At 61.0% G+C, this 22,775-nt stretch carries 21 protein-coding genes; 6 read left to right on the top strand and 15 right to left on the bottom strand.

The features are described from left to right. Positions 1-18: 18 nt before the first annotated feature. The 6 genes from NQ050_RS04195 to NQ050_RS04170 form a co-directional block, all read right to left on the bottom strand. Entirely contained in the window at positions 19-1,884 is a 1,866-nt protein-coding gene (locus NQ050_RS04195) for a penicillin-binding protein 2 (RefSeq protein WP_257038057.1), read from the bottom strand. Positions 1,885-2,053: 169 nt separating this feature from the next. Beyond that, positions 2,054-2,815 (bottom strand): hypothetical protein, encoded by a 762-nt coding sequence (locus NQ050_RS04190; protein ID WP_257038031.1) that lies wholly within the window; start codon positions 2,813-2,815, stop codon positions 2,054-2,056. Positions 2,816-2,819: 4 nt separating this feature from the next. Next, complete coding sequence (gene rsmH / locus NQ050_RS04185) at positions 2,820-3,932, bottom strand: 16S rRNA (cytosine(1402)-N(4))-methyltransferase RsmH (RefSeq protein ID WP_257038030.1); 1,113 nt, start codon at positions 3,930-3,932, stop codon at positions 2,820-2,822. A 159-nt stretch (positions 3,933-4,091) separates the two neighbouring features. Beyond that, complete coding sequence (mraZ, locus tag NQ050_RS04180; RefSeq protein WP_257038029.1) at positions 4,092-4,523, bottom strand: division/cell wall cluster transcriptional repressor MraZ; 432 nt, start codon at positions 4,521-4,523, stop codon at positions 4,092-4,094. Between the two features lie 465 nt (positions 4,524-4,988). Then, complete coding sequence (locus NQ050_RS04175) at positions 4,989-5,408, bottom strand: DUF3040 domain-containing protein (protein WP_257038028.1); 420 nt, start codon at positions 5,406-5,408, stop codon at positions 4,989-4,991. 132 nt (positions 5,409-5,540) lie between these two features. Beyond that, on the bottom strand, positions 5,541-5,972 hold the full coding sequence (locus NQ050_RS04170; protein WP_257038027.1) for an SAV_6107 family HEPN domain-containing protein: 432 nt from the start codon (positions 5,970-5,972) through the stop codon (positions 5,541-5,543). Between the two features lie 225 nt (positions 5,973-6,197). On the opposite strand from NQ050_RS04170, the gene NQ050_RS04165 reads away from it, so the two are divergent. Then, positions 6,198-6,779, top strand: coding sequence for an N-acetyltransferase (locus NQ050_RS04165; protein ID WP_257038026.1), 582 nt, complete (start codon positions 6,198-6,200; stop codon positions 6,777-6,779). Here NQ050_RS04165 and metF read toward each other — a convergent pair. Beyond that, complete coding sequence (metF, locus tag NQ050_RS04160) at positions 6,776-7,768, bottom strand: methylenetetrahydrofolate reductase [NAD(P)H] (protein ID WP_257038025.1); 993 nt, start codon at positions 7,766-7,768, stop codon at positions 6,776-6,778. The two genes, NQ050_RS04165 and metF, sit on opposite strands and share 4 nt — an antisense overlap. A gap of 264 nt (positions 7,769-8,032) precedes the next feature. Here metF and NQ050_RS04155 point away from each other — a divergent pair, with 264 nt between their 5' ends. The 3 genes from NQ050_RS04155 (at position 8,033) to NQ050_RS04145 (ending at position 11,551) form a co-directional block, all read left to right on the top strand. After that, positions 8,033-9,067, top strand: a complete 1,035-nt coding sequence (locus tag NQ050_RS04155; protein WP_257038056.1) for a polyprenyl synthetase family protein — start codon at positions 8,033-8,035, stop codon at positions 9,065-9,067. Position 9,068: 1 nt separating this feature from the next. Continuing rightward, positions 9,069-10,544 carry an alpha-(1->6)-mannopyranosyltransferase A gene (locus NQ050_RS04150; protein ID WP_257038024.1) on the top strand — a complete coding sequence of 492 codons (1,476 nt, stop codon included), beginning with the start codon at positions 9,069-9,071 and terminating at the stop codon, positions 10,542-10,544. A 92-nt stretch (positions 10,545-10,636) separates the two neighbouring features. Beyond that, positions 10,637-11,551 carry a 3-hydroxyacyl-CoA dehydrogenase gene (locus tag NQ050_RS04145; protein WP_257038023.1) on the top strand — a complete coding sequence of 305 codons (915 nt, stop codon included), beginning with the start codon at positions 10,637-10,639 and terminating at the stop codon, positions 11,549-11,551. 17 nt (positions 11,552-11,568) lie between these two features. Here the strand turns inward: NQ050_RS04145 and NQ050_RS04140 are convergent, their stop codons facing one another. Further along, a complete protein-coding gene (locus NQ050_RS04140) occupies positions 11,569-11,958 on the bottom strand; it encodes an Rv2175c family DNA-binding protein (protein WP_257038022.1) in 390 nt (129 codons plus the stop codon). Positions 11,959-11,996: 38 nt separating this feature from the next. Between NQ050_RS04140 and pknB the strand changes: the two genes are divergently transcribed. After that, positions 11,997-14,234, top strand: coding sequence for a Stk1 family PASTA domain-containing Ser/Thr kinase (pknB, locus tag NQ050_RS04135; protein ID WP_257038021.1), 2,238 nt, complete (start codon positions 11,997-11,999; stop codon positions 14,232-14,234). 4 nt (positions 14,235-14,238) lie between these two features. Here pknB and NQ050_RS04130 read toward each other — a convergent pair whose 3' ends face one another. After that, a complete protein-coding gene (locus NQ050_RS04130; RefSeq protein WP_257038020.1) occupies positions 14,239-15,627 on the bottom strand; it encodes a class II 3-deoxy-7-phosphoheptulonate synthase in 1,389 nt (462 codons plus the stop codon). Between the two features lie 101 nt (positions 15,628-15,728). Further along, entirely contained in the window at positions 15,729-16,238 is a 510-nt protein-coding gene (locus NQ050_RS04125; RefSeq protein WP_257038019.1) for a polyadenylate-specific 3'-exoribonuclease AS, read from the bottom strand. Between the two features lie 105 nt (positions 16,239-16,343). On the opposite strand from NQ050_RS04125, the gene NQ050_RS04120 reads away from it, so the two are divergent. Next, complete coding sequence (locus NQ050_RS04120; RefSeq protein WP_257038018.1) at positions 16,344-17,570, top strand: glycosyltransferase 87 family protein; 1,227 nt, start codon at positions 16,344-16,346, stop codon at positions 17,568-17,570. Here NQ050_RS04120 and NQ050_RS04115 read toward each other — a convergent pair whose 3' ends face one another. From NQ050_RS04115 to NQ050_RS04095, 5 genes are all read right to left on the bottom strand, one after another. After that, on the bottom strand, positions 17,571-18,302 hold the full coding sequence (locus NQ050_RS04115; protein ID WP_257038017.1) for a 1-acyl-sn-glycerol-3-phosphate acyltransferase: 732 nt from the start codon (positions 18,300-18,302) through the stop codon (positions 17,571-17,573). An 82-nt stretch (positions 18,303-18,384) separates the two neighbouring features. Beyond that, complete coding sequence (locus tag NQ050_RS04110; RefSeq protein ID WP_373456428.1) at positions 18,385-19,362, bottom strand: ROK family protein; 978 nt, start codon at positions 19,360-19,362, stop codon at positions 18,385-18,387. An 82-nt stretch (positions 19,363-19,444) separates the two neighbouring features. Next, positions 19,445-20,578, bottom strand: a complete 1,134-nt coding sequence (locus tag NQ050_RS04105) for a glycosyltransferase family 4 protein (protein WP_257038016.1) — start codon at positions 20,576-20,578, stop codon at positions 19,445-19,447. 72 nt (positions 20,579-20,650) lie between these two features. Next, the gene (locus tag NQ050_RS04100; protein ID WP_257038015.1) at positions 20,651-21,676 is read right to left on the bottom strand and encodes an NlpC/P60 family protein; all 1,026 of its coding nucleotides are present in this window, start codon (positions 21,674-21,676) and stop codon (positions 20,651-20,653) included. A gap of 253 nt (positions 21,677-21,929) precedes the next feature. Beyond that, positions 21,930-22,547 (bottom strand): C40 family peptidase, encoded by a 618-nt coding sequence (locus tag NQ050_RS04095; RefSeq protein ID WP_257038014.1) that lies wholly within the window; start codon positions 22,545-22,547, stop codon positions 21,930-21,932. Positions 22,548-22,775 lie beyond the last annotated feature (228 nt).

The following is a 22,775-nucleotide window of genomic DNA, read 5'->3' as shown; positions in this document are numbered from 1 at the left end:
ATGAGGATTAGGGGGAGGTTATTGCGCCTGCAGAATGAGCTGGCCTTCCATCGGGCGGGAAAGCGGCACGTTTTCGCGGTCCAACAGCCAAGATGCGATGTCATGGAACAACGGGGCAGACGACTGACCACCCTCACCGTGGACACCGCGCTGTGGCTTGTCCAGCATCAAGGCAACCACAAAACGGGGGTCATCCGCCGGTGCGATGCCGGCAAAGGTGATCCAATATGCCGAATTGGAGTAGGCGCCCGTGTTTGGATCCACCTGCTGGGCCGTGCCGGTTTTGCCGGAGACCTGGTAGCCCTCGATCGCTGCACCGGCGCCAGTGCCCTGTTGTACGCCCATTGGATCCGACTGTGCAACTGAGCGGAACATATCCACTACGGTTCGCGCGGTGGATTCGCTCACCACCTGGGTCACTTCCGGCGCAGGCTGTTCCACCTGGTTGCCCTGGGAATCCACCACTTTTTCAATGATGCGGGGCTCCACTCGCTCGCCCCCATTGGCCAGCGTCTGGTACACACTTGCCATCTGCAGCAAGGTCCAGGACATACCTTGGCCGATCGGGAGGTTGGCAAAGGTGCCGCCGGACCACTGCTCGAATTGTGGCAGCAGGCCCTGGGACTCGGCGGGAAGCTCAATGCCGGTGGATTGGCCGATGCCAAAGTCCGTGAGCAGTTGGTCAAAGCGGGCCTCGCCGAGGCGCTGCGCAAGCATCAGGGTGCCCACGTTGGAGGACTTACCAAAGATGCCGGTGGTGGTGTAGCCCACCACGCCGTGGTCCCAAGCGTCTCGCACCGTCACGCCGGCCATGTCAATGGAACCGGGAACCTGGAGAACTTCATCCGGTGTGGTCAGGCCGTCCTCAATGGCGCCGGCCGCGGTGATGATCTTTGCCACCGAGCCGGGCTCAAAAGGAGCAGAAATGGAGGTGTTATCAAACACCTTGCCCTCTTCAAGCTGCTTTTGAATGTCACCGTTTGGGTCGATGGTGTCCGTGTTCGCCATGGCCAATACCTTGCCGGTTTTCGCATCGAGCACCACGGCGGAAGCACTCTCCGCATTGGAATTTGCCCGCGCCTGCTCGATGGCCTGCTGCACATAGGTTTGAAGGTCAAGATCCAGAGTGAGGGTGACCTGCGCACCGTCAACTGCGGGAACGACGTCACGCGTGGTGCCGGGGATCGCCTGGCCGTCGGTAGATACGTCCACGGTAACGTTGCCGTCAATACCGGAAAGCAGGGCATCATTTGAGGCCTCAAATCCGAACTGCCCTTGGCCATCTGCGCTGATTTTGCCCACAATGTTTTCAGCGATCGCGCCGTTTGGATACTGGCGAATGTTTTGCATATCCGCGGCCACACCGTGGAACTTACTCGCGATGTCCTCCGCTACATCCGGGTCCACGTTGCGCACCAGCACCTGGTAGGTGGAATCGGAGTTGAGCTTCTCCAGGATCTCATCCGGCTTCACGTTGTTGTTGCTCGCTGCGGAGGCCGTGATGATCTCCGGGATTTGCTCCGAGTAATCCTCAAGGTAGCCCTGCACCCGTTCGGTGATCTGCTGCTCCCGAGCCTCACCCGCGTACTTGCTCCAGTCTCCGGACTCCTGCATTTCCAACATGGCGTTGTAGCGCAGTTCTTCGCGCAGAATGTTCGGTGAAACGGTCAGGGAACGCGCCTGCATGGTGTACGCGATCTGCTTGCCCTGGTTATCCAGGATTTCCCCGCGGCGCGCGGAATCCACATACGTGCGCTTGCGCTGCTCTTGCGCCTGTTCAGCGAGTCCGGGCCCCCACATGGTTTGCACCATTGCCAAGCGCACCACCAAACCGATGGTGAGCAGCAGTACTAGCCCGGTGGCAATGCGCACGCGCCGGCTCATGCCTGGCCGCCCCATGCTTCGCTGAGCGGCTCGGGCGATGGGGGCGTCGTCACCTGATCTGCCTTGATGCGGGCCCGTGCGCCTCGTACTCACTGTTCGTACTTCCGCCTTCGCTACCGTGTCCTGGCCCTTTGCCGGGCTGTGGTTGCCTGTGGTTAATCGTTTGGTTTTAGTTGCTCGTTGGTGAGGTTGCGTATGGTGCGCTCACTGCCTGATTCGGGGCGTAAGGCTGCGGCACGGCGTTCAACGTGCCACTGACTTCTTCTGTGCCTTCCGGGTCAGAGGTTGCGCGGACGCCAGACGGCATCTCACCATTGACATCCACTATAGGGCGGGTGAGGTCAGCAGCCGGGCGTTGCTCCACCGTGTTGCCTTGCTCATCCGTGCCCAAGATTCCGGGCTGGTCGGGCAGCACCATTCCCTGTTGAGCGGCAGTTTGGGCAAGCGCTGCAGAGGAGGAAACTTCCTGCAGGTCGCGATTAAGAGTTTCCACCTGGTTTGCCAGGATTCGCTCCTGCGCCTTGAGCTGCTGTAACGCAAAGGTTTGGCTGGTGGCCATTCCGGAAAGCAGCATCGACGCCAACACACCGAGCACCAACAACCCGGTGATGCCGATGACCAACCGCACCGTGTGCTGATCAACCTTCGGCCGCTCCACTCTGCGCCCGCGGTAGGAGAACACCTGATTCGAGCCAGCCCTGCGCTGGAAATTGCGGCGCTTGGGCGCGTCGATCGCAGGTGCCTTTCGGAAGGCTTGGGGGGCGTTCCGACGTTCGCCGGCGGCAGCGTCGGTCCGGGTCAACACAGCGGCGCCCTCACGGTAGCTTTGGCCGCTGAGGTCGCGAGAGAGGTGGCTTTGGGAACGCTGGCTTCGTGTTGGGCGTGGCGAACGTACCTTCTGCGTGGACCGCGTGGGTTCAGTGATCGTCATGGTGCTAGCTTCCGTAAGTCGTGTTGGTGGTGCCGGTTGTGCTGATACGTTCTGGGGGTTGCAGTGCTTCAATTGCTCTCACCCGCACTGATGCCGCCCTCGGGTTTTCTTCAATCTCCTGCGCCGAGGCCTTTTCCGAGCCCCTGGTAACAAGCTTGAATTTGGCCTCCATACCCGGCAGATCCATGGGCAACCCGGGCGGAGTCTTCGCAGTGGAGGCCTCTGCGAAGTGACGCTTGATGATCTTGTCTTCCAAGGACTGGTAACTCATGAACACCGCGCGGCCGCCCTCTACGAGCCGCCCCAGTACTTCGGGGACAACCTGCTCGATCGCCTCAAGCTCACGATTCACCTCCACGCGAAGCGCCTGGAACGTGCGCTTCGCTGGGTGCCCACCGGTGCGGCGGGTGGCCGCGGGAATCACCTGGTAAAGCAACTCAACAAGGCGCGCTGAGCTGTGGAAAGGCTCCCGCTCGCGCTCTTTGAGCACCGCCGTGGCAATCTTGCCGGCAAAGCGCTCATCACCATAGGTCTTGAGGATGCGGGCCAGCTCGCCGTGGCTGTAGGTGTTCAGAATGTCCGCCGCGGTGAGCCCCTGCGTGGGGTCCATCCGCATATCCAGCGGCGCGTCTACCCGGTACGCAAAACCGCGTTCCACCTGGTCAAGCTGCATGGAGGAAACGCCCAGGTCAAAAAGCGCACCCGCGAAGCCCAACTCCTGGGCGATGGTCGCCGGACGGGCCTTACCTCCTGTTGCGGCCGCTGCTTCGAGTGGCTCCGCAAAGCGGTCAAAGCGGCAGTGCAGCCCCAAGAAGCGATCCCCGAAACCCTCTAGGCGCTTCTTCGCCTTGGCCAGGGAATCCGTATCCCTGTCCAAACCAATCACGCTGGCCTGGGGAAACGTGCGCAAGAAGTATTCGGTGTGGCCGCCGGCCCCAAGGGTGCCGTCCAAAATCACGGCATTCTCGCCCAGCTCTTCAACCTTCGGGGCGATGAGCTGCGCCATGCGCTGACGCATGACAGGGACGTGGCCTTGGTTTTCTTGGATGTCGTAGGAGACGGCTGCTTCAGCAGCTTGCGGTTGTTCCTGTGGTTGCTGTTCGTGCTGTAGAGACATGCGCGCCGTCCCCCCTTTCATGTGAGTGCGCTCGGTGTGGTGGGAGGCTGGTGTGCATAGAGCCCTACCCGAAGCGCTTTCTGATGTCGGGGAAGTACACCAGAACGCAAGGCTTCGAGCAGAGTCCTTACGAACACCAGCTTTGAATGCAGTTGTGTTTTAGAGCAGGTCTCCAAGGAACTCACCGTCTGCGGTGGAGAACGAGGCCTCCGTCTCAGACTGGTAGCGCTCCCAGGCTTGGGCATCCCAGATTTCGAGAAAATCCACTGAACCAATCACCACGCACTCCTTGGTCAAGCCCGCATACTCACGGTGCGCCGCAGAAAGCGTGATGCGCCCCTGACTATCCGGGCGTTGCTCATCCGCGCTGGCAGCCAGGTTGCGGATGAAGGCACGTGCCTCAGGGTTGGTGCGAGAAACCGCCGCCGCTTTCCGTGCACGCGCGGTGAACTCTTCACGCGGATACACGGCCAGGGAGTGGTCCTGCCCCTTTGTCACCATGAGTCCCCCCGCGAGGTCATCGCGAAACTTCGCGGGAAGGGTGAGTCTGCCTTTGTCATCAAGTTTGGGGGTGTAGGTGCCCAAAAACATGGCACATGCACCTCCTTTTCATGACAACCGCAGAACCCGTGCACAGAGGACTGAAGTGTTTTTCCAGATTTTGGATGTTCCTGCAGTAACCGCACAGACCCCCTTTGCATGGAGCAGCGCCGTCACTGCGACCCACAATACCCCACTTTGCCCCACCTACAATAGGCGGCACCGGATTTCTCAAAAGATTTTTGCAGTTTTTTCTTAGCTTTGCCTGCAGTTCTGTGAGTTCTCTGCCAGTGGGGCAGCTTATACACCGCGGACTGTGCGCCGAACTGAAACGCCTGGAACATGAGCCACACTACACTCCAGCAATCCCAGTGGTTCATCCCATGGACAGGAAGGGAAACACTGGGTGGGGCAAAGTGGGGAATGTGGGGCAAAGTGGGGGCATCGTTTGGGCATAAGAAAAGGCAGGCGTTTCCGCCTGCCTTTCGATGATGCGTTCCTGCGCTCCTGCGCTCGTTACTCCTCAAAGCGCTTTCTGAAGTTTTCCTCCATACGGGAGCTGAAGCCGTTTGAGGACTGCTTCGTTTGCGAGCCTCGAGCGCCTCCGCCTGCCGGGTACAGGGACGCCCCCTGGCCATTCGCCGCGGCACCCGAGGCACCCCCACCGGACTTGAGCATCCAAATGCCGCCGGCCAGCATCACCAAGAACCCGGCGATGCTAATGCCGATGAAGGCCAGGGATTGTTGCGCCAACGCGACGCCAGCCACGAGCATCACCAGACCGATGACGACAACCGCTACGCCCCGTAGGGTGAGGGCACCGCTTCCCCCGGTACCCTCTGCCGCTTTGACGCTTGCACCGAACTTTGGGTCATCGGCAAGCAGGGAGCGCTCGATTTCTTGCAGCGCGCGGCGCTCTTGCTCTGAAAGTGCCACCTTGGACCTCCTGTTGTGCTGTGTACTCCCCCAAGTTTTTGGGTGCCATTCACTCCTAATAACCCCCACACTAATAGGAAAGTTCCCATGGTGGCGAAAATTGGTGAAACCACAGCACAAACCACCTGCCACCTAGGCGGCAACCGGACCTTCCTGCATTCCCGTGAGTTCAGCGTGGAACTCCCAAACTTTGTACTGGAAGGCCAAAATTCGCTCGGCCGTCATAGTGTGGCTCAGCCCAGAAATCATGCGCCGGTGGGTTTGGGAATACGGCTGAAATACGTCCGCCCACTGGGCAGCTTGGGCATCCACCATGCGGAGCTGATCCCAGGCACCCGAAGGCTTACGCACTCGCTTGGCCACCGGGGATTCCGCAATCCTCGCTCCGGCGAGGCGCAGTGAGGCTTGATAGGCGTAGTCAAAGGCGCAGACCTGGTCCCCCGCCTGCAAGCTCTTGGAGGATTCCGCGAGCAAATACTCAGCATTGATCACAAGCCGCTGCTTCTTACTTGCACCATTTCCGCCACGCATGGCACTAGTTGTTGCGGAGACGATTGTAGACATTTGGGGGTCACTCCTTTCAAGATTTCTGCAATTTGTTCGAACAGGATCCATTTGGTGAATCCGTATGGGCTTTGACTCTATGCACAGCCCCTGACACACAACCTCTCAACTACCCACCATCTTAGTACATCTGTTCGAAATTTGGAACAGTCTTTTCGAACTCAACGGATTCCCAAACGGGCAATACGCATGTGTGATTGATGAAAAAGTGGTTCCATTGAGAGCGTGACGTGCACCAGCTCCAAAGAATTCACCATTGTGGCATTAAGCCGCGTGGAGTTCTCCACGCATGTCCCCACGTTTGTGGACATCTACGTGGAAGCGATGGGCTACCAGGAAAGCTTCAAGCGCAATGCCATTGAAAGCTGGCGCCGGGCGGTGCTCGAACAGGGTTTTGTGGGCTTTTGTGCCTTGGTGGACTCCCAGCCCGCCGGCATCGCCTACGGGTTTTTGGGCAGGCGCGAACACTGGTGGGATCAGCAACTACGGCGGGGCATCCGCGAGCAATATGGGCGTGAACGCTTCACACCAGATTCGCCCGCTCAGCGGATCTTGGACAACTACCTGCAATTGGCAGAAATCCATGTGAGCCCCGCATTTCAGGGCTTGGGCCTTGGCCGCGCCCTGCTTTCTGCAGTAGAGCAGCGCCAGGGCGCGTCGGCAATCCTCCTTTCCACCCCGGAAGTACCAGCGGAAAACAACCGGGCGTTTCACCTGTACCGCAGCTTTGGCTATCAGGATGTGCTTCGCAATTTCCTGTTCACCGGCGATGCGCGGCCCTTTGCGGTGTTGGGGAAAGTGGTTTAGCGGACGGCGTCGTGGCCGTAAGCAGTGCCCCAGGCGGGTGCCATCCCCAGGTTGTGGAGCACTTCTTGGGTGGCGCGGGCGTTGTTCATGGTCATGAAGTGAATGTCAGGCACGCCCTCGGCGATGAGGCGCTCGGCCATGAGAGTGGACACCTCAATGCCAACCTTGCGAATCTCCTGCGCGTTCGCTTCTTCGTCACCAGCAGCCGCGGCGTAGAGGCGTTCCTCGAGCTTCTTGCCGAGCGTTGCCCCAGAAAGCTCGATTTGCCTGCGCACAGACCGCAAGCTGGTGATCGGCATGAGCCCCGGAATGATGGGCTTGGCACCGTGCTCGGGGTCAGCGGCGGCGAGTCGGTCACGCAAGCGCAGGTAGTAGTCCACATCAAAAAACATCTGTGTGATAGAAAACTCCGCCCCGGCGCGCAGTTTTGCCAGTGTGAACTCGGTATCCGCCTCCAGCGAAGGCGCGCGGAAATGCCCTTCCGGGAAGGCCGCGATGCCCACCTCAAAGTGCTCCGTTTCCTGCGTTGCCCGGACGAGCTCGATGAGTTCCGCGGCGTAGTCTAAACCGCCTTCGGTTGGGGTCCACGGCCCCAGGGGGTCGCCCCCTGGTGGGTCACCGCGCAGGGCGAGCAGGTTGGATAGGCCCGCCGACGCATAGCCGCGCAAAATCTCCAGCAGCTCCTCGCGGGTGTGGTTCACCAGGGTGAGGTGCACCAATGTGGTGAGCGGGTACTGCGCCAAGCGCTGCGCGATGCGCATGGTGCGTTCCCGGCTGGAGCCACCGGCGCCGTAGGTGACAGACACGAACGCGGCACCGAGGTCGTGGAATGCCTCGGCTGCCTTCCAGAGGCGTTGCTCGGCGGCGTCGTCACGTGGGGGCATAAACTCCACGGAAAAAGGGATCCTGCCTGGGCTTGGCGAGGCAATAACATCCGTGATGGCGCGCTGGTATGCCGCTCGTGGCTTGTGTTCCGCGTGTTCCTGCATGCCCAATGAGTGTAGTGGGCACGCGCACGGATACCTCAGTCAGCGCCCCCTCGAGGTGAATAAATTTTTCCGCACGCCAGCGGTGTTCTCCCGTGCAAAGTCGAGTCGCGCAGCCCAACCGCTAGACTGCTAAGGATAGGAAGGGTTAGGAAAGCCCTTCGCGGGACTCTTGAAAGGACTACAGTGCCCAACCCAGCTCCTTCCGACGCGGCCAAGGCCCGCAGTGACTTCCCGATCCAGCGCGTGCAGGGACACTTAGAGGCAATGTTTGCACAGCGCCGTCCTGAGGTTGCCAAGCTTGGTGCTGAGGTTGAGGAGGCCGCGGGGTTGCTGGAACGTTTTGTGCTGGACGGCGGCAAGCGGGTGCGTCCAATGTGCGCGTGGTTGGGTTACCAGGCGGGGTTGGCTTCTCTGGAAGCAGCGGCAGTTGAGGATGAGGACGCCGTGCTGCGCGCGATTTCCGCACTGGAGTTGATTCAGGCTTGCGCGCTCATCCATGACGACATCATTGATTCCTCCCACACCCGGCGCGGGAAGCCCACGGTGCATCGCAGCGCGCAGGCGTTCCACGAGCAGCGGGGTTGGCGGGGAAACTCCGCCCATTACGGCGTTTCCGTGGCGATTCTGGTGGGTGACCTCGCGCTTTCCTGGGCAGATGACATGTTCCTCACCGCGGGACTGAGCCCCGATGCTCTCCGCCGCTGCTTGCCGGCGTGGCGGGCGATGCGCACCGAGGTAATTGGGGGGCAACTCTTGGACATTAGTTTGGAGGCCGCCGGGAGCGACGACCCCCAAAAGGCGGCCGTGGTGAACCGCTTTAAGACCGCCGCCTACACCATCGAGCGCCCGTTGCATATTGGCGCCGCGATTGCCGGGGCCGAAGAAACCACGATTGCCGCTTTGCGTGGTTTTGGCGAGGATATCGGCATTGCCTTCCAACTGCGCGATGACCTGCTCGGTGTATTTGGAGACCCGGAAATTACCGGCAAGCCCGCCGGCGACGACCTTCGCGAAGGCAAGCGCACCGTATTGGTGGCGCAGGCCGTGCAAACGGCGGCACAGGAAGATCCCGAGCTCGCAGCCCAGATCCGCACGGGTGTGGGATCGGTAAGCACCCCCGAGGAGATCACCGCACTTGCCCAGCTCATCTGGGACACTGGGGCGCCGGGGCACGTCGAGAAGCAGATTGACGCCTTGGTGGAACGCGGCCTTCACCGTCTTGATCAGGCATCGATCCCCGCCGCTGTGCGCGAGGTGTTGCGTGACTTGGCGCAGCGGATGACGAAGCGGCAGGCATAGCATGGACAGATTGATAGTGCGGGTGCGCAGCTTGTTTGCGGCGATTGACCCGGTGAAGTTGGGCGTGGTGGCCTCAGCGCTCATTGCTTTGGGGTCCTTTGGCGGCGGTGCGATCCGCCAAAGCGGCGGTGTGCTGGAGTTCCTGGGGCTGGAGTTCTTGAAGTTCGGCCACGGAGCCGGCATTTCCAACGTCACGTTGTGGCTGGGCACATTGCTGTTTGTGCTGGCCTGGATCGCACTTGGGGTGCAGGTGCAGCGCTATTCATTGGATCAGATGCGCTGCGCGCTTCTGTGGTGGGTGGTGCCGCTGGTGTTCGCGGGGCCTATCATGTCCAGGGACATCTACTCCTACCTCATGCAGGGCACCTTGCTGCGCGACGGCTTTGACGCCTACACCCAAGGCCCCGCAGTGAACCCTGGGCCGCTGCTCACCGAGGTTTCCCAGGACTGGCGCAATACCACCACTCCCTACGGGCCGCTGCACCTGTGGCTGGGCGAGGCCATCACCAGCGTCACCGGGGACAACATCACTGCTGGTGTGGTGATCTTCAAGGTGCTCAGCGTGGGCGGTTTTGCCTTGATTGCCTGGAGTGTGGCCGCAATTGCGAAGCACCTCGGGATGGACCCCGTGTGGGCGCTCTGGCTGGGCGTTGCCAACCCGGTGATGGTGTTCCACCTGGTGGGCGGCATGCACAATGAATCCATGATGGTGGGGCTAGTGATGCTCGGCTTGTACTGGGCGTTGCGTGGGCGCTTCTACCCCGCCGTGGCAGTCATCGCAATAGCAATGGCTCTGAAGGTTACCGCCGCATTCAGCTTGCCATTTGTGGTGTGGATTGCGGTCCGGCGGCACAAGCAACGCACGTTCGGTTGGTTTATGGCCTATGCGCTCAGTGGTGCTGCGCTCACGATCGCGATGCTCGCCCTGATCACCTATGCTTCTGGGGCTTCCTGGGGGTGGATCGCGGCGCTCACTGGCAATTCCAAGGTGATCAATCCGCTGGCATTCCCATCCCTGTTTGCGGGTTTGGTCAGTCAGGTGGGATCGCTGTTTGTTGAGCCGTTCCCCTATAACAGCGTTCTGCAAGTAACCCGCACGGCATCCATGGGACTCATGACCCTTGGCTGCGTGGCGGCATGGTGGTGGGGCCGCAATTCCCAGGTACAGGCGCTGCGCGGCACCACGGTTGCGTACCTGGTGGCCTTCTTCTTCAACGCCGTAACCCTCCCCTGGTACTACGCCAGCATCCTGCCGCTGCTCGGACTCATCGCGCCAAGCAAGAGGGTCCAGCAGATCGCCATCATTCTGAGTGTGGCGATCGGCATGGCGTTTACGGGCAGCGGCAATCACCAGCTCTACCAGCCATTCTGGATGACCATCTGGGCACTTTTGGGCTTCGTCGCGGCGATGTGCATTACGGTGCAGCAGGAAAAGCGGGAAGTTTTGTTGTCAGATCAACAAAACATTCATGCCTGAGTGAAAACAATCCTATGCGATTGTGCTATCTGGAGTAGCGTACAGGTTATATCCACCAGATATCTCTTAAGACCCTACAAAGGAGCACGATCATGGCACGCACATTTACCACCGTCACCGTTTTGGGCAGCGGCGTTCTTGGTTCCCAGATCGCGATGCAAGCGGCATGGCACGGCAAGAACGTGATCGCCTACGACCCATTCCCCGCCGCCCTAGAAAAGCTCCCCGACCGCTGGGAGTTTATCCGCCAAGGCTACGCCCGCGACCTGGACGACTACAGTGACGAAGCCTTCCAGGCCGCAGTCGAGCGCATCACCCCCACCTCGGACCTCAAGGAGGCGGTCGGCGATACCGACCTCATCATCGAGGCCGTCCCCGAAAACCTCGACCTCAAGCGCAAGACCTGGCAGGAGGTTGGCGAATTGGTAGATAGCCGCACCCTGTTGGCAACCAACACCTCCTCCCTCCTCCCGAGCGACTTCGCCGATGCAAGCGGCTCCCCCGAACGGTTCTTGGCCATCCACTACGCAAACAACGTGTGGCTGCGCAACACCGCGGAAATCATGGGTACCGAGGCCACAGACCCCGAGGCAGTGCAGGACGCTATCCGCTACGCCGAGGAAACCGGCATGGTTCCCGTGCATGTGCACAAGGAAACCCCCGGCTACATCCTCAACTCGCTGCTCATCCCCTGGCTGTTCGCGGGTGCTGAACTCTACGTCAATGGCGTTGGCACCCCAGAGGAAATTGATAAGGCGTGGCGCATTGCCACAGGCTCCCGCGTTGCCCCATTCACTGCCTACGACACCGTGGGATTCAACGTAGCCTCCCACATTGCGATCAACTCCGAGGACCCCGCCCAAATTAAGTTCGGCAATCTTCTCAAAGAGGCAATCGAACAGGGCTTCTCTGGCAAGGCAGACCGCAAGGGCTTCTACCTTTACAACGAAAAGGGTGAGCCCACCGAGCCAAACCCTGAGTGGGTGGAGAAGATGAAGGACTTCTAAGCTCGCCGCTTGGAAACTTAGAAAGCAGACGCCTGGGCGCGCCGCATGACTTCCCTTGCAAGGTGGCCATGCAGCGCGTCGATAGGCCTTCCCGGCAAGGTTTCATCCTCAGTGAAGAGGTACTGCAGGATCTCTGCGTCGGTGTAACCGCCGTCGGAAAGCAAGGCGATCACGCCGGGGACAAAACGGTTGGTGGTGGACTTGGCAGAAATGAAGGCCTCGGGAATCTTCTTGACGCCGTCTTCGAGCACCGCAAGGATTTTGTGCTCGCCGAGCTGATCAAACACGCGTGTTACGGGCACGCCCAAACGCTCAGCGTAATCGGCAACGGTCAGCGTTGGCTCACCTTCGGGCAAAACAGTATGCGGTGGAAACTTTGAACTCACGCCACCTAATCTAGCGCACATTTCACACCAACCCTTGAGGATCGTCCATACTGGGAGGCATGGCATTTCTACAGTCCGGCGATCTTTTGGAAAACCGCTACCGCATCGAAGCACCGATTGCGCGTGGCGGCATGTCCACTGTGTACCGTTGCACCGACACCCGATTGGGGCGCCTCGTGGCCGCCAAGGTGATGGACGCACGCTACGCCGGCGACGCCGTTTTTGCCCAGCGATTCCGCAGGGAAGCCCTCTCCATGGCAAACCTCACCCACCCCAACATCGTGGGCGTGTACGACTTCAACGCAGAAGGCGAACACATCTTCCTCATCATGGAGCTCATCCACGGCGGCACCCTGCGCGAACTGCTCGCCGAACGCGGCCCGCTGCCACCGCACGCCGCGGCAGCCGTAATGCGTGACATTCTCACGGGCCTTGCAGTGGCCCACCGCGCAGGATTGGTCCACCGTGATATCAAGCCGGATAACGCGCTGATTAACCAGGACCACCTGGTAAAACTCACCGACTTTGGCTTGGTCCGCGCAGCTTCCGCCGCGCAGGCAACCGGGCACCAAATCGTGGGCACCGTGGCCTACCTTTCCCCCGAGCAGGTCAATGGGGATGAAATCGGGCCCGCTTCCGACGTCTACTCCGCGGGCATCCTCCTGTTTGAGCTCCTCACCGGGAAAACCCCCTTTGCCGGAGACACCGAACTCGCCCACGCCTACCAGCGTCTGCACACCCCAGTGCCACAGCCCAGCAGCCTCACACCAGGCACGCCAAAGCTGTTCGACGAACTCGTGGCCACCGCTACCTCCTTGGACACCAGCGAGCGCTTTGCCAACGCCGGCGAGTTCCTCAACGCACTCGAGGACGTCAGCCAAGAGCTCGGCCTTCCCGCCTACACCATCCCCATCCCACAGCATGCCGCCGCAAGCGAACACACCGCCGTGGTGCCACTCCAAGATGCCACGATGGTGACCAAACACATCGCCGAAGCCACCTCCGCACCCACAGAAGTACCCGCAGCCACCTCCGCACCCACTCCGGAACCGGCGCCTGAACCGGCACCTGTGGCTGAAACCACGGTGCAGCCGCAAGTAGTCGCTCCCCCTGCACCTGTAGCGCCTGGGGGCGTCGGAAATGCTCCCGTGCCTGCCGCCCCCGCCCCCGCTCCCGTCCCCGCTCCTGTCCCCGCTCCTGTTCAGAGCAAACCCGTGACGAACCGCTCGAAGGCGGCCACGTTTTTCTGGTCGCTGTTCGTGATGCTACTCACCGCCGCGATCGCCGTGGGCGCGTGGTGGTTCGGCTCGGGGCGTTACGGGGAGATCCCACAGGTGCTGGGCATGGACCAGGTGGAGGCCGTCGCCGTGATCCAAGAAGCCGGGTTCAACGCGAGCACGGAGAGCGTGTATAGCAACGAAGTTCCCGAGACGCAGGTGGTTGGCACCGTCCCGAGCGAGGGCGAGCGGCAAGTTCGCGGGCGCGAGGTGACGGTGCTGGTGTCGCTGGGCCAACCCGAGGTGCCTAGCTTCAGCGCGCAGGACACCTTTGGAAGCTACGCCGCCGTGCTGAGCCAGTATGGGCTTCGCGCCGTGGAGGCGGAGGAGGAGTACTCGGATGATGTGCCGGCGGGGTACGTGAGCAGTACTTCACCCGCCGTTGGCAGTACCGTTGCCGTGGATTCCGAGGTGCGCGTTGCCGTTTCGAAGGGGCCCGCACCCACCACCATTCCGAACGTCGCGCAGCTCAGCGAAGAGGATGCGCTCAAAGCCCTGGAAGAGGAGGGCTTGGACGTGAACGTCACCCGCAAGTTTGACGCGGAAACCGAGGGCGGCAACGCCATTGGCACCGTCCCCGCAGCAGGCACCACGCTTCCACGCGGCTCCAAGGTGACCCTGGAAATCTCCACCGCCGTGGAAATCCCCGACGTCGTCGGCATGACCCGCCAAGAAGCCACCACCGCCCTCGCCGAAGCCGGCATCGTGGTGGAAGGCGTAGCCCGCGCAGATTCCGAAAGCGGTTCAAGCGCCGACGAAGTCACTTCCCTCAGCCCCCGCGAAGGCACCCTGGTAGACCCATCGCAGGCACGGGTCACGCTGAACCTCGCGGGGCTTGTCGACGTGCCCAGGGTCATAGGCAGCAGGCTCGACTCGGCCGTGCAGCGCCTCGAGGATGCCGGGTTTAGCGTAGAAATCACAAACAGCACCTCGCCTGACGGAACAGAGCGGGTGCTGTGGCAATCCCCATCCGGCGGAAGGGCGGAGCCAGGCTCCACCATCCGCCTGAGGGTGGTGTAAAGGGTTAGTTTCGCAGCATCTCAGCAACGAGGAACGCGAGCTCCAAAGACTGCTGAGTGTTCAGACGTGGGTCACAGGCGGACTCGTAGCGGCCTGGCAGATCCACATCCGTGATGTCCTCTGCGCCACCCAAGCACTCGGTGACGTTTTCGCCGGTCAGCTCGATGTGGATACCACCTGGGTGGGTACCCAGGGCGCGGTGGACCTCGAAGAAGCCCTGTACCTCATCGATCACCTTGTCAAAGTGGCGAGTCTTGTAGCCATTGGACGCGGTGAAGGTGTTGCCGTGCATTGGGTCAGACTGCCAGATCACCTTGTGACCGGACGCCTCAACGGCAGCCACGATGCCTGGGAGCACGGTGCGGACCTTGTCGTGCCCCATGCGCGCCACCATGGTCAGGCGGCCTGGCTCGAAGTTTGGATCGAGCTTGTCCGCGTAGGCCACGGCCTCCTCAGGGGTAATACCCGGACCAATCTTGATGCCAATTGGGTTGGCAATGATGGAGGCAAAGTTCACGTGGAAATCGTTGATGTCACGGGTGCGCTCGCCGATCCACAGTTGGTGTGCAGAGAGGTCGTACAGGGCAAGCTCGCCCTTTTCGTCCTTTGCCAGGCGCAGCATTGCGCGCTCGTAGTCCACCACCAAGGCCTCGTGGGAAGCGTAGAGGTCTGCTGCACGCAGCGTCTCATCGTCTACACCACAAGCGTCCATGAAGCGCAGGCCGCGCTCGATCTCCTGGGCAAGTGCCTCGTAACGGGCACCCGCTGGGGAGGAAGCCACGAACTCGCGGTTCCACTCGGTCAGGCGGTGCAGGTCTGCGGTACCGGAAGTGGTGAGTGCGCGAACCAGGTTCATCGCAGCGGATGCGTTTGCGTACGCGCGAATCATGCGGGCGGGGTCGTGGCGGCGGGACTCTTCCGTTGCCTCCACACCATTGACGATGTCGCCACGGTAGCTTGGCAAGCCGTGCTCATCAATGTCCGAGGAACGAGGCTTTGCGTACTGGCCAGCGATGCGGGCCATCTTCACCACCGGGGTGGAAGCACCGTAGGTGAGGACCACTGCCATCTGCAGCAGCGTCTTGATGTTTGCGCGGATGTGTGGCTCAGTGTTGGACTCAAAGGTCTCAGCACAGTCACCGCCCTGCAACAGGAAGGCGCGACCTTCTGCAACATCCGCAAGCTGAGCCTTCAACTTCTGCACTTCAGAAGCCACCACGATTGGCGGCACAGACTCCAGGATCTTGCGAACATACTCAGCCTGGGAACGGTCCCAGCTCGGCTGCTGCTTTGCATCGCGTGCGACTGCATCCTCAAATCGCTCCTGAATGCCGTTAGGCAAAGGAGGGAGATCAGGAAGCGCTTCTTTGGGGATATCTACTGTCCAACTCACACCCATATTCATAGCACGCAATTAATTTTGGTGCCATTACCCCAAAAAACCCTATTAAACCCAGCGTTTGCGCACGCAGCGCTTTGTAAAGCGCCAGGCGGCTACCGCGCCACCGCGCCCCTCTTGTTCAATGGCAAGACGCGCGCGCACACCTCGAACTTGCGCAAGTTGTGGCGGGCGTCCACGAGGGCGTCATGGTTGCCGGCGGGCAACTCCGGTAGCTTTGGGCGCCCTGCCATCTCCCAATACTGGCGCAGCTCCCTGGTATAGCGCGGGATCGCATTTGGCAGGCCCGCCATGTCCCCCCAAAGCTGTGCCAAAACCACATGGTCATACGCACCCACCCAGGCCCACAACTGGGGCGGGGTTGGGGCATCTGTCAGAAACGCAAGCACATCTGCGCGGATGCGTTCATTGCTACGCCACGCATCGCTGGAAGGGTTCGGGAGCTTGTCCAGCACATTTTCACGCACCCAACGATTCGCCTTCCCCAACTGGGCGTCTGTGCTCACCGCATAGTATTCTCGGCCGTCCTCAGCCACGATGCCAATTGAAACAAGGTCGATCGTGCGGCCATCCTCAATGAATTCGGTGTCATAAAAATAGCGCACAGACCTTCCCCAATCGTTGTTTGCAGCAAGAGCGTTCGGAAGCCAAGAGTACACCCCCTTTTTCGCGTCCCTCGCGTCCGCCCGTTTGCTACGCTCAACCACATCATGAAAGCCAGTGTCCCTCGCCTCAACACCGCTTTTGGGCTCCTCGTTGTACCCCTTGCGGTAGTTGCACTGTGCTTGTGGGTCATCGACCCCCTCTCATTCTGGCGCGAGGATCTCCCCCTGATCCGCTATCACATTGACTACGACGTCTACCGCCACGGCGGCGCAGCATTTCTCGCAGGCGAACCGCTGTATTCACAGTTGTACTCCGTAGCCGGGATCAACCTACCGTTCACCTATCCCCCATTTGCCGCCCTACTGTTTAGCCTGCTTGCAGTGATCCCCCTGGAACTCGGCAGCACCTTGTTTACCCTGGCAACCGTGGCCGCCCTGTGGCATTGTGTGCGGCTCACGCTGGCGCACGTCGGTACCACTACGCCTCGTGCAGGCACACTGGCCGCTGTCATCACCCTGCCGCTGCTCTTCTTGGAACCCGTGCGCGAGACCTTGGGCTTCGGGCAGATCAACGTGCTGCTCATGTGGCTGGTGATGGTGGACACCCTCCACGGCAAAGGCAGTTCAGGGTTGTTCGGCAAATTCCAAGGCGTGGGCGTTGGCATTGCGGCAGCGATCAAGCTCACCCCAGCGGTATTTGGGCTGTATTTCTTGGTACGCAAGCAATGGAGGGCAGCTTCTTACGCTGTTGCTTCAGGAGTGTTGTGCAGTGCGCTGGCGTGGGTGATCTCTCCAGACACTTCACGGGAGTACTGGATGGAGACCGTGCGCGAGCCATCGCGAATCGGTGGCCTCGCGTGGGTGACCAACCAGTCTTTTGAGGGATTCTTGCAAAGGAATCCGCAGCTTACTGGGACGAGTTGGCTGGGCTTGAGCCTTGGGTTGATACCGCTGGTGGTAATCGTCATGCTGCTGCTCGTGCGGCGCGGCGCCTTCCCGGCAGCGCTGCTTGCCAACGCTGCGGTGGCGCTGTTGTGCTCGCCGGTGAGTTGGTCACACCACTGGGTGTGGATGGCGATTCTGTTGGTCTATACGGGTGCGCTTGCACAGCGCTATTGGGCTAAAGGGCGGGGTCGTAGGCAGGCGCGAGCACTGGTGGCAGTCAGCGGGCTTACGGCGTTAATCGCTGGCGTGGGCCCACATTGGCTTCCCAGCACCGCCCTTGTGCTATCCGAGGCCTACATCCTCTTCACCCTGGCGCTGCTCGTAGCGGTGCCCGCGGTGGTGCTGTGTGGCGGTTGGCGGGCACCTACAACCCCAACACCAGCCTGATCAGCGCGCGCCCTCCGGATATCCCTTACCGGCTTCGAGGGAGGCCTTCACGTCCGCGGCATACATGTCCACATACGGCTGCCCCGCGAGCTCAGCGAGAGTATGCATCATCTTGTCGGTGAAGCCGCGTACTGCCTCGTGTGAGTCCGGGGCAAAACCCTGCTCCGCTGCCCACGCGCGCGCGTCGATAGGCTCCCCCACTTTGATAATGACCTTTGCCGGGCGAGGCACCCAGGAACCGATAGGATTCGCGTTTCGGGAGCCGATCATGGCAACCGGCACCACCGGCGCCTCGTTGCTCAGCGCAATGCGCGCCATGCCGGTCTTGCCGCGGTAGATGCGGCCGTCTGGCGAGCGGGTGCCCTCCGGGTAGATGCCAAAGACCTCGCCTGCGTCCAGCACGCTCTTTGCCGCGGCGAGGAGCTTATCCATGGCATCAGGGGCGTCACGGTCAATGGGGATTTGCCCCACCGAGCTAAAGAACCACTTTTGCAGCTTGCCCACCGCGCCTTCGGTGGTGAAGTACTCCTTCTTCGCCGGGAACACGATCTGGCGTGGGCACAACAGCGGCAGGTAAAAGGAATCCATCACGGCCTGGTGATTGGACACCAGCAGCGCCCCACCCGTTGCCGGAATATTGTGTGCGCCAATGATCTCTGGCCGGTTGTACACCCGTAACAGCGGCCCCACCAGGATGTGCTTAAACGTCCAGTACCACTTGTTTTGCTGCATCGTGCGCTCCTCGGCTGGTCCTCGGCAGGGGTGTGTGGGCCGCCTTGCCCAGAGGGTGGAAGCACAGGTGCTATGGCATGCGCTAGAGCAGCCCGCGGGCAAGATCAGATACTCCGATCATACCCGCATCACCGCCCAGTTTTGCTACCGAAACGTCCGGCAAAGGGCGATACCCCGCCCCCACAATTTGCTGCGCCATGGCCTTTCGAGCGGGCTCAAGATAAAGATCTTGCGCGTCGGAGAGGCCACCCCCGATCAGGATCAATCCCGGGTCCAGCACATCTGCCACAATGGACAGCGCTTGGCCGAGCCACGAGGAAAACTCCGCGAACACCTCCAGCGCCAAGGGATCACCGGCGCGAGCGTGCTCCATCACGGTCTTCCCGCTCAAACGGGAGACCCCCCGAAGGGAGGAGGGGCGTTCCGACGCCGCCAAGATCTCACGTGCCGAGGTTTCCAGTGCGGTGCCGGAACAGTAGCGCTCAAGGCAACCGCGCTTGCCGCAGGCACACTCACGGCCGTCGCGCACCACCGTGAGGTGGCCGAACTCGGGGGCGGTGCCAAACGCGCCGCGGTAGATTTCCCCGCCGGTCATCACCGTGGCCCCGATCCCGGTACCGATTGCGAACAGCACCCAATTGTCTTCACCCTGGGCCGCACCGAATTGATACTCGCCCCACGCCGCGGCGTTGGCGTCGTGCTCCAAACGCACCGGCAGCCCCAGCTTCTCGGCGAGGATTGCTCGCGCTGGTCGGTCGCGCCACGGAAGATGCGGCGCGAAGCGCACCGTTTCACACTCCGGATCCAAGAAGCCCGCCACAGCAATTCCCACAGCTTCCACCGGGTACTCTCGCTGCAACTGCTCCACAAGTTCAACGATGCCTTTGTCCAAGGCCTCGGTGGTGCTTTCCGTGGGGCGTTGGCGAGAGTCGAGGATTTCGCCCTGCGGCGACACAACCCCAGCGCGCATGTTCGTACCGCCGATGTCAATTCCCACCGTGAGGCTTTGCCCCTCAGTGAGGCTTTGCCCCGTGGGGACTTTGCTAGACATGGTGGTCATGGTGGTCATGGATCCGCCTTCACTTGCTCACTTGACCTGCAAAAATGCAGACAACCTTGTCAGTATAGCAAGTGCTGTTGGATTAATTGCTCAGCAGGGCTCGCAGGCGGGCGCCCATCACTTCCCAGGTCCATTCCTCCAGCACATGCTTTCGCCCGGCCGCCCCCATTGCCTGTGCATGGGCGGGATCTTCCAGAATCGCCGCTACCGCCGCGGCCACCTTGGGTACGTTCCTGCCGTCGACCACCACGCCACTGGATTCAGTGACAGTTTCCGGCGCCCCACCGGAATCGCCGGCAACCACGGGAACGCCGCAGGACTGTCCCTCCAGGAACACGATCCCCAGACCTTCTACGTCCAGACCCCAGCCACGGGTCCGGCACGGCATGGCAACAACACTTGCCACCTGAAGCCAGGACACCATTTCCTCCTCGCTCACCCTGCCTGTGAAGCGAATCGAATCGGCGCTCGGGCTAGAGCTGGCCATGTGCCGTAGCTTTTGTTCATAGCTCCCCTGCCCCACCAGCACGAGCTGCGCCTGCGGTACACGTTCCTGGATGAGTGGCAGCGCGCGAATCAGCGCGTCCTGGCCCTTGCGGGGCACCAGCCTGGAAACGCACACCACGAGCGGCGCCTCCTTGGGAGCCTTGAGGTCTACGAGTACCCGTTCGCGCTGTCCAGTGGGCAAGGGGGCGAAGCGCTCCGGATCCACGCCGGAGGGCAAGTGCGCCCACGAGGCGTGAGGGCCGAACGCCCGACGAAACCGCCCCAGCGTATATCCGGAAATGTACGTGATCACATCGGTGTGCTCACCGATGAACCGCAACGCCTGGCGGGCCCCCGGCAGCATGGACCACCCCACCTCATGCCCATGAGTGGAGGCAACAACGCGGCGCGCACCTGCCTTGTGCGCAGCCTTCGCCATGAGCGCCAAGGGAGCTGCGGCTCCAAACCACACCGTGTCAATCCCGAAGTCGTTGATGAGCTGCGTCATCTTCTTTGCCGTCGCCGGGGTAGGCAGCATCACCTTTCGCGGCCAGCGAACCACCGGGAAGGGCAATGAGGCATCATATTCCCTTGCAGCGACGAAATCCTGCGTGGAGGCAAACACCACCACATCAGCGGGATCGAGGGTGGACAGAAAATCGCGCAGGTAGGACTGGATGCCACCGATGGTGGGTGGGAAGTCATTGGTGACAAGCAGCACTTTGCCCATGCCTGCAGCCCTGCCTTCCTTGAGTGTTTTGCCACGCCGCGCCGTCGGTACCCGCGGTGGCGTTGGTGGTGACTAGTAACGGCGTGCGCCGTAGAACGGCATGGAGTCTACAGGAACAACCTGGACGGGAATGCCGTAGTCAGACGCGTGGATGAGCATGCCGTTGCCCGCGTAGATACCGACGTGGGTGGCACCTGGATAGTAGCCGACCACATCGCCAGGCTGCAGCTCCGCGCGGCTCACGGGAGTGCCACCAGCCATTTGCGCTTGGGAGGTGCGCGGGAGCGTCTTGCCCTGCTGCTGGTACGCCCAGTACACCAGGCCCGAGCAGTCGAAGGCGTCTGGGCCGATTCCGCCCCAGGAGTACGGGGAACCCAGTTTGGTCATTGCCGCGGTGAGGGCCTCCATGCCCGCGGCGTTGGAACCGGAAACGCCGGCAAGCGAATATTCAACCGGGCCGTTCTTCGCTTCCCACAGCGCACGCTCTGCGGGGCCGAGGGCGCTCACCTTCTCCTGGATTTCACGGGCCTTCGCCTCAAGCTCCTCCTGTTGGGTGTGGAGTTCCTTCTTGCGCTCCTCCAGATCCAACTGCTTGAGCTGCGCACGAGCCTTCGCGCGGGTGAGCTCTCCGCGGCGCTCCACGGCTTCCTCGCGCGCCTCAGTGAGCTGCGCCAGGGCGCTATTTGCCTTGTCCCCAAGGAGCGTCATGTACGCCGCACGGTCAAGAGCGTTTTGCGGATTCTCCGCGGAAATGGCGTTGGTGAGCGGGTCAATAGTGGCACCGCGATACTTCGCAGAGGCAATGCGGTTCACCTCAAAGCGGTACGCCTCCTGCTCGGCGATTGCCGCATTCACTTGATCCGTAGCTTGAGCCACATGAGCGCTCAATTCCGCAACCTCTTGCCCGCTGGTCTCCAGGTCAATTTCGAGTTGCTTGACTTCCTCGTTCTTGGCGCCCGCTTCCGTGGAAATAGTTTCCATAGATGCGATCAGCTCCTCGATGTTTTGAGCATGAGACACCATGGTGGCGGAAGTAATGGGCACCAATGCAGTGCAGGTAGCAGCAACAAGGAGAAGGCGGGAGAACTTCACAAACATTCCTGGGGGTGGGGCAGCTAAGAGATCAGCCAGAAGACTGACAAACTAAGAAAAACACGAACGTACACACTATAAACGCAGTGCGCGCTACGCATAACAATGCCCAGCAAAACAGTGACCACTGTGGCTAGTGTGACTAAAGAAATGGGGCGCAAGGGCGGCGACTAAACGAAAAAAAGTCCCCCTCCTGGTAGGGAGAGGGACTGCTACCGCGCGCGGTTATTGCCATGCTCTTGCCATGGTTCGTGCGCTCTTAGTAGCGCACGGCAGAGTGGAACGGCATGTAGTCGATCGGGGTCTCGGACAGCGGCGTGCTGGAGTTCAGCGCGTGGATCACGGTGCCGTGGCCGGTGTAGATGCCAACGTGGGATGCGCCAGAGTAGAAGGCCACGATATCGCCAGCCTGGAGCTGATCGCGGGACACCTTCACACCACCAGCTGCCTGCGCGTAGGAGGTGCGCGGAATAGCTTTGCCAACCTGCTGGTACACCCAAGTGGTGAAGCCAGAGCAATCGAAAGCATTAGGACCTGCTGCACCCCACACATAAGGGGAACCAATCTTGGTGCGAGCAATATCCACGATTGCCTGACCAGTGGAAGGGGTCTGCACAACTGGGCCGGTAACGGCTGCGTTGTAGTTAGCCCCGGCCTGCTGGCCCAGGGAAGGAATCCACTGCTCAACGCCTGGGACAGTCTGAATGCCCTGAACGTTCTCAATACCGGCCACTTCAAAGCGAATTGCGGTACCTGGCACAACAACTTCAGCAGCTTGTGCTGGGTTTGCAAGGACTGCAGATGCGCCCATTGCCACAGCGGAGGCTGCCGCTGCGTTCCGGGCAACGTTGTTGCTTGGTTTACGGTGCTTAGCCACAAAAATCTCCAAATCTCATCGCGCCTACCAACTCGGCCCACACAAACCCTTTCGAGCCCTTGATACCGAGCGGCTCCGCTACCCTCTCCCAAAGCGTTTTAGAGGAGTGAGGAACGGCGTCTTGCGTTCTTGGTTGTTCAAGCATCCCAAGCGGATTGCTTTGAATGTCTCGATTAGGTTACGAAACCACAACGGCGATGTCTAGTTACCACGCCGATTTCCAATTGT

The organism is Corynebacterium sp. 122RC1 (assembly GCF_024580955.1).
Lineage (GTDB): Bacteria > Actinomycetota > Actinomycetes > Mycobacteriales > Mycobacteriaceae > Corynebacterium > Corynebacterium kozikiae.
Note: the sequence above shows the minus strand (reverse complement) of the source record. Positions and strands in the feature narration are given on the sequence as shown.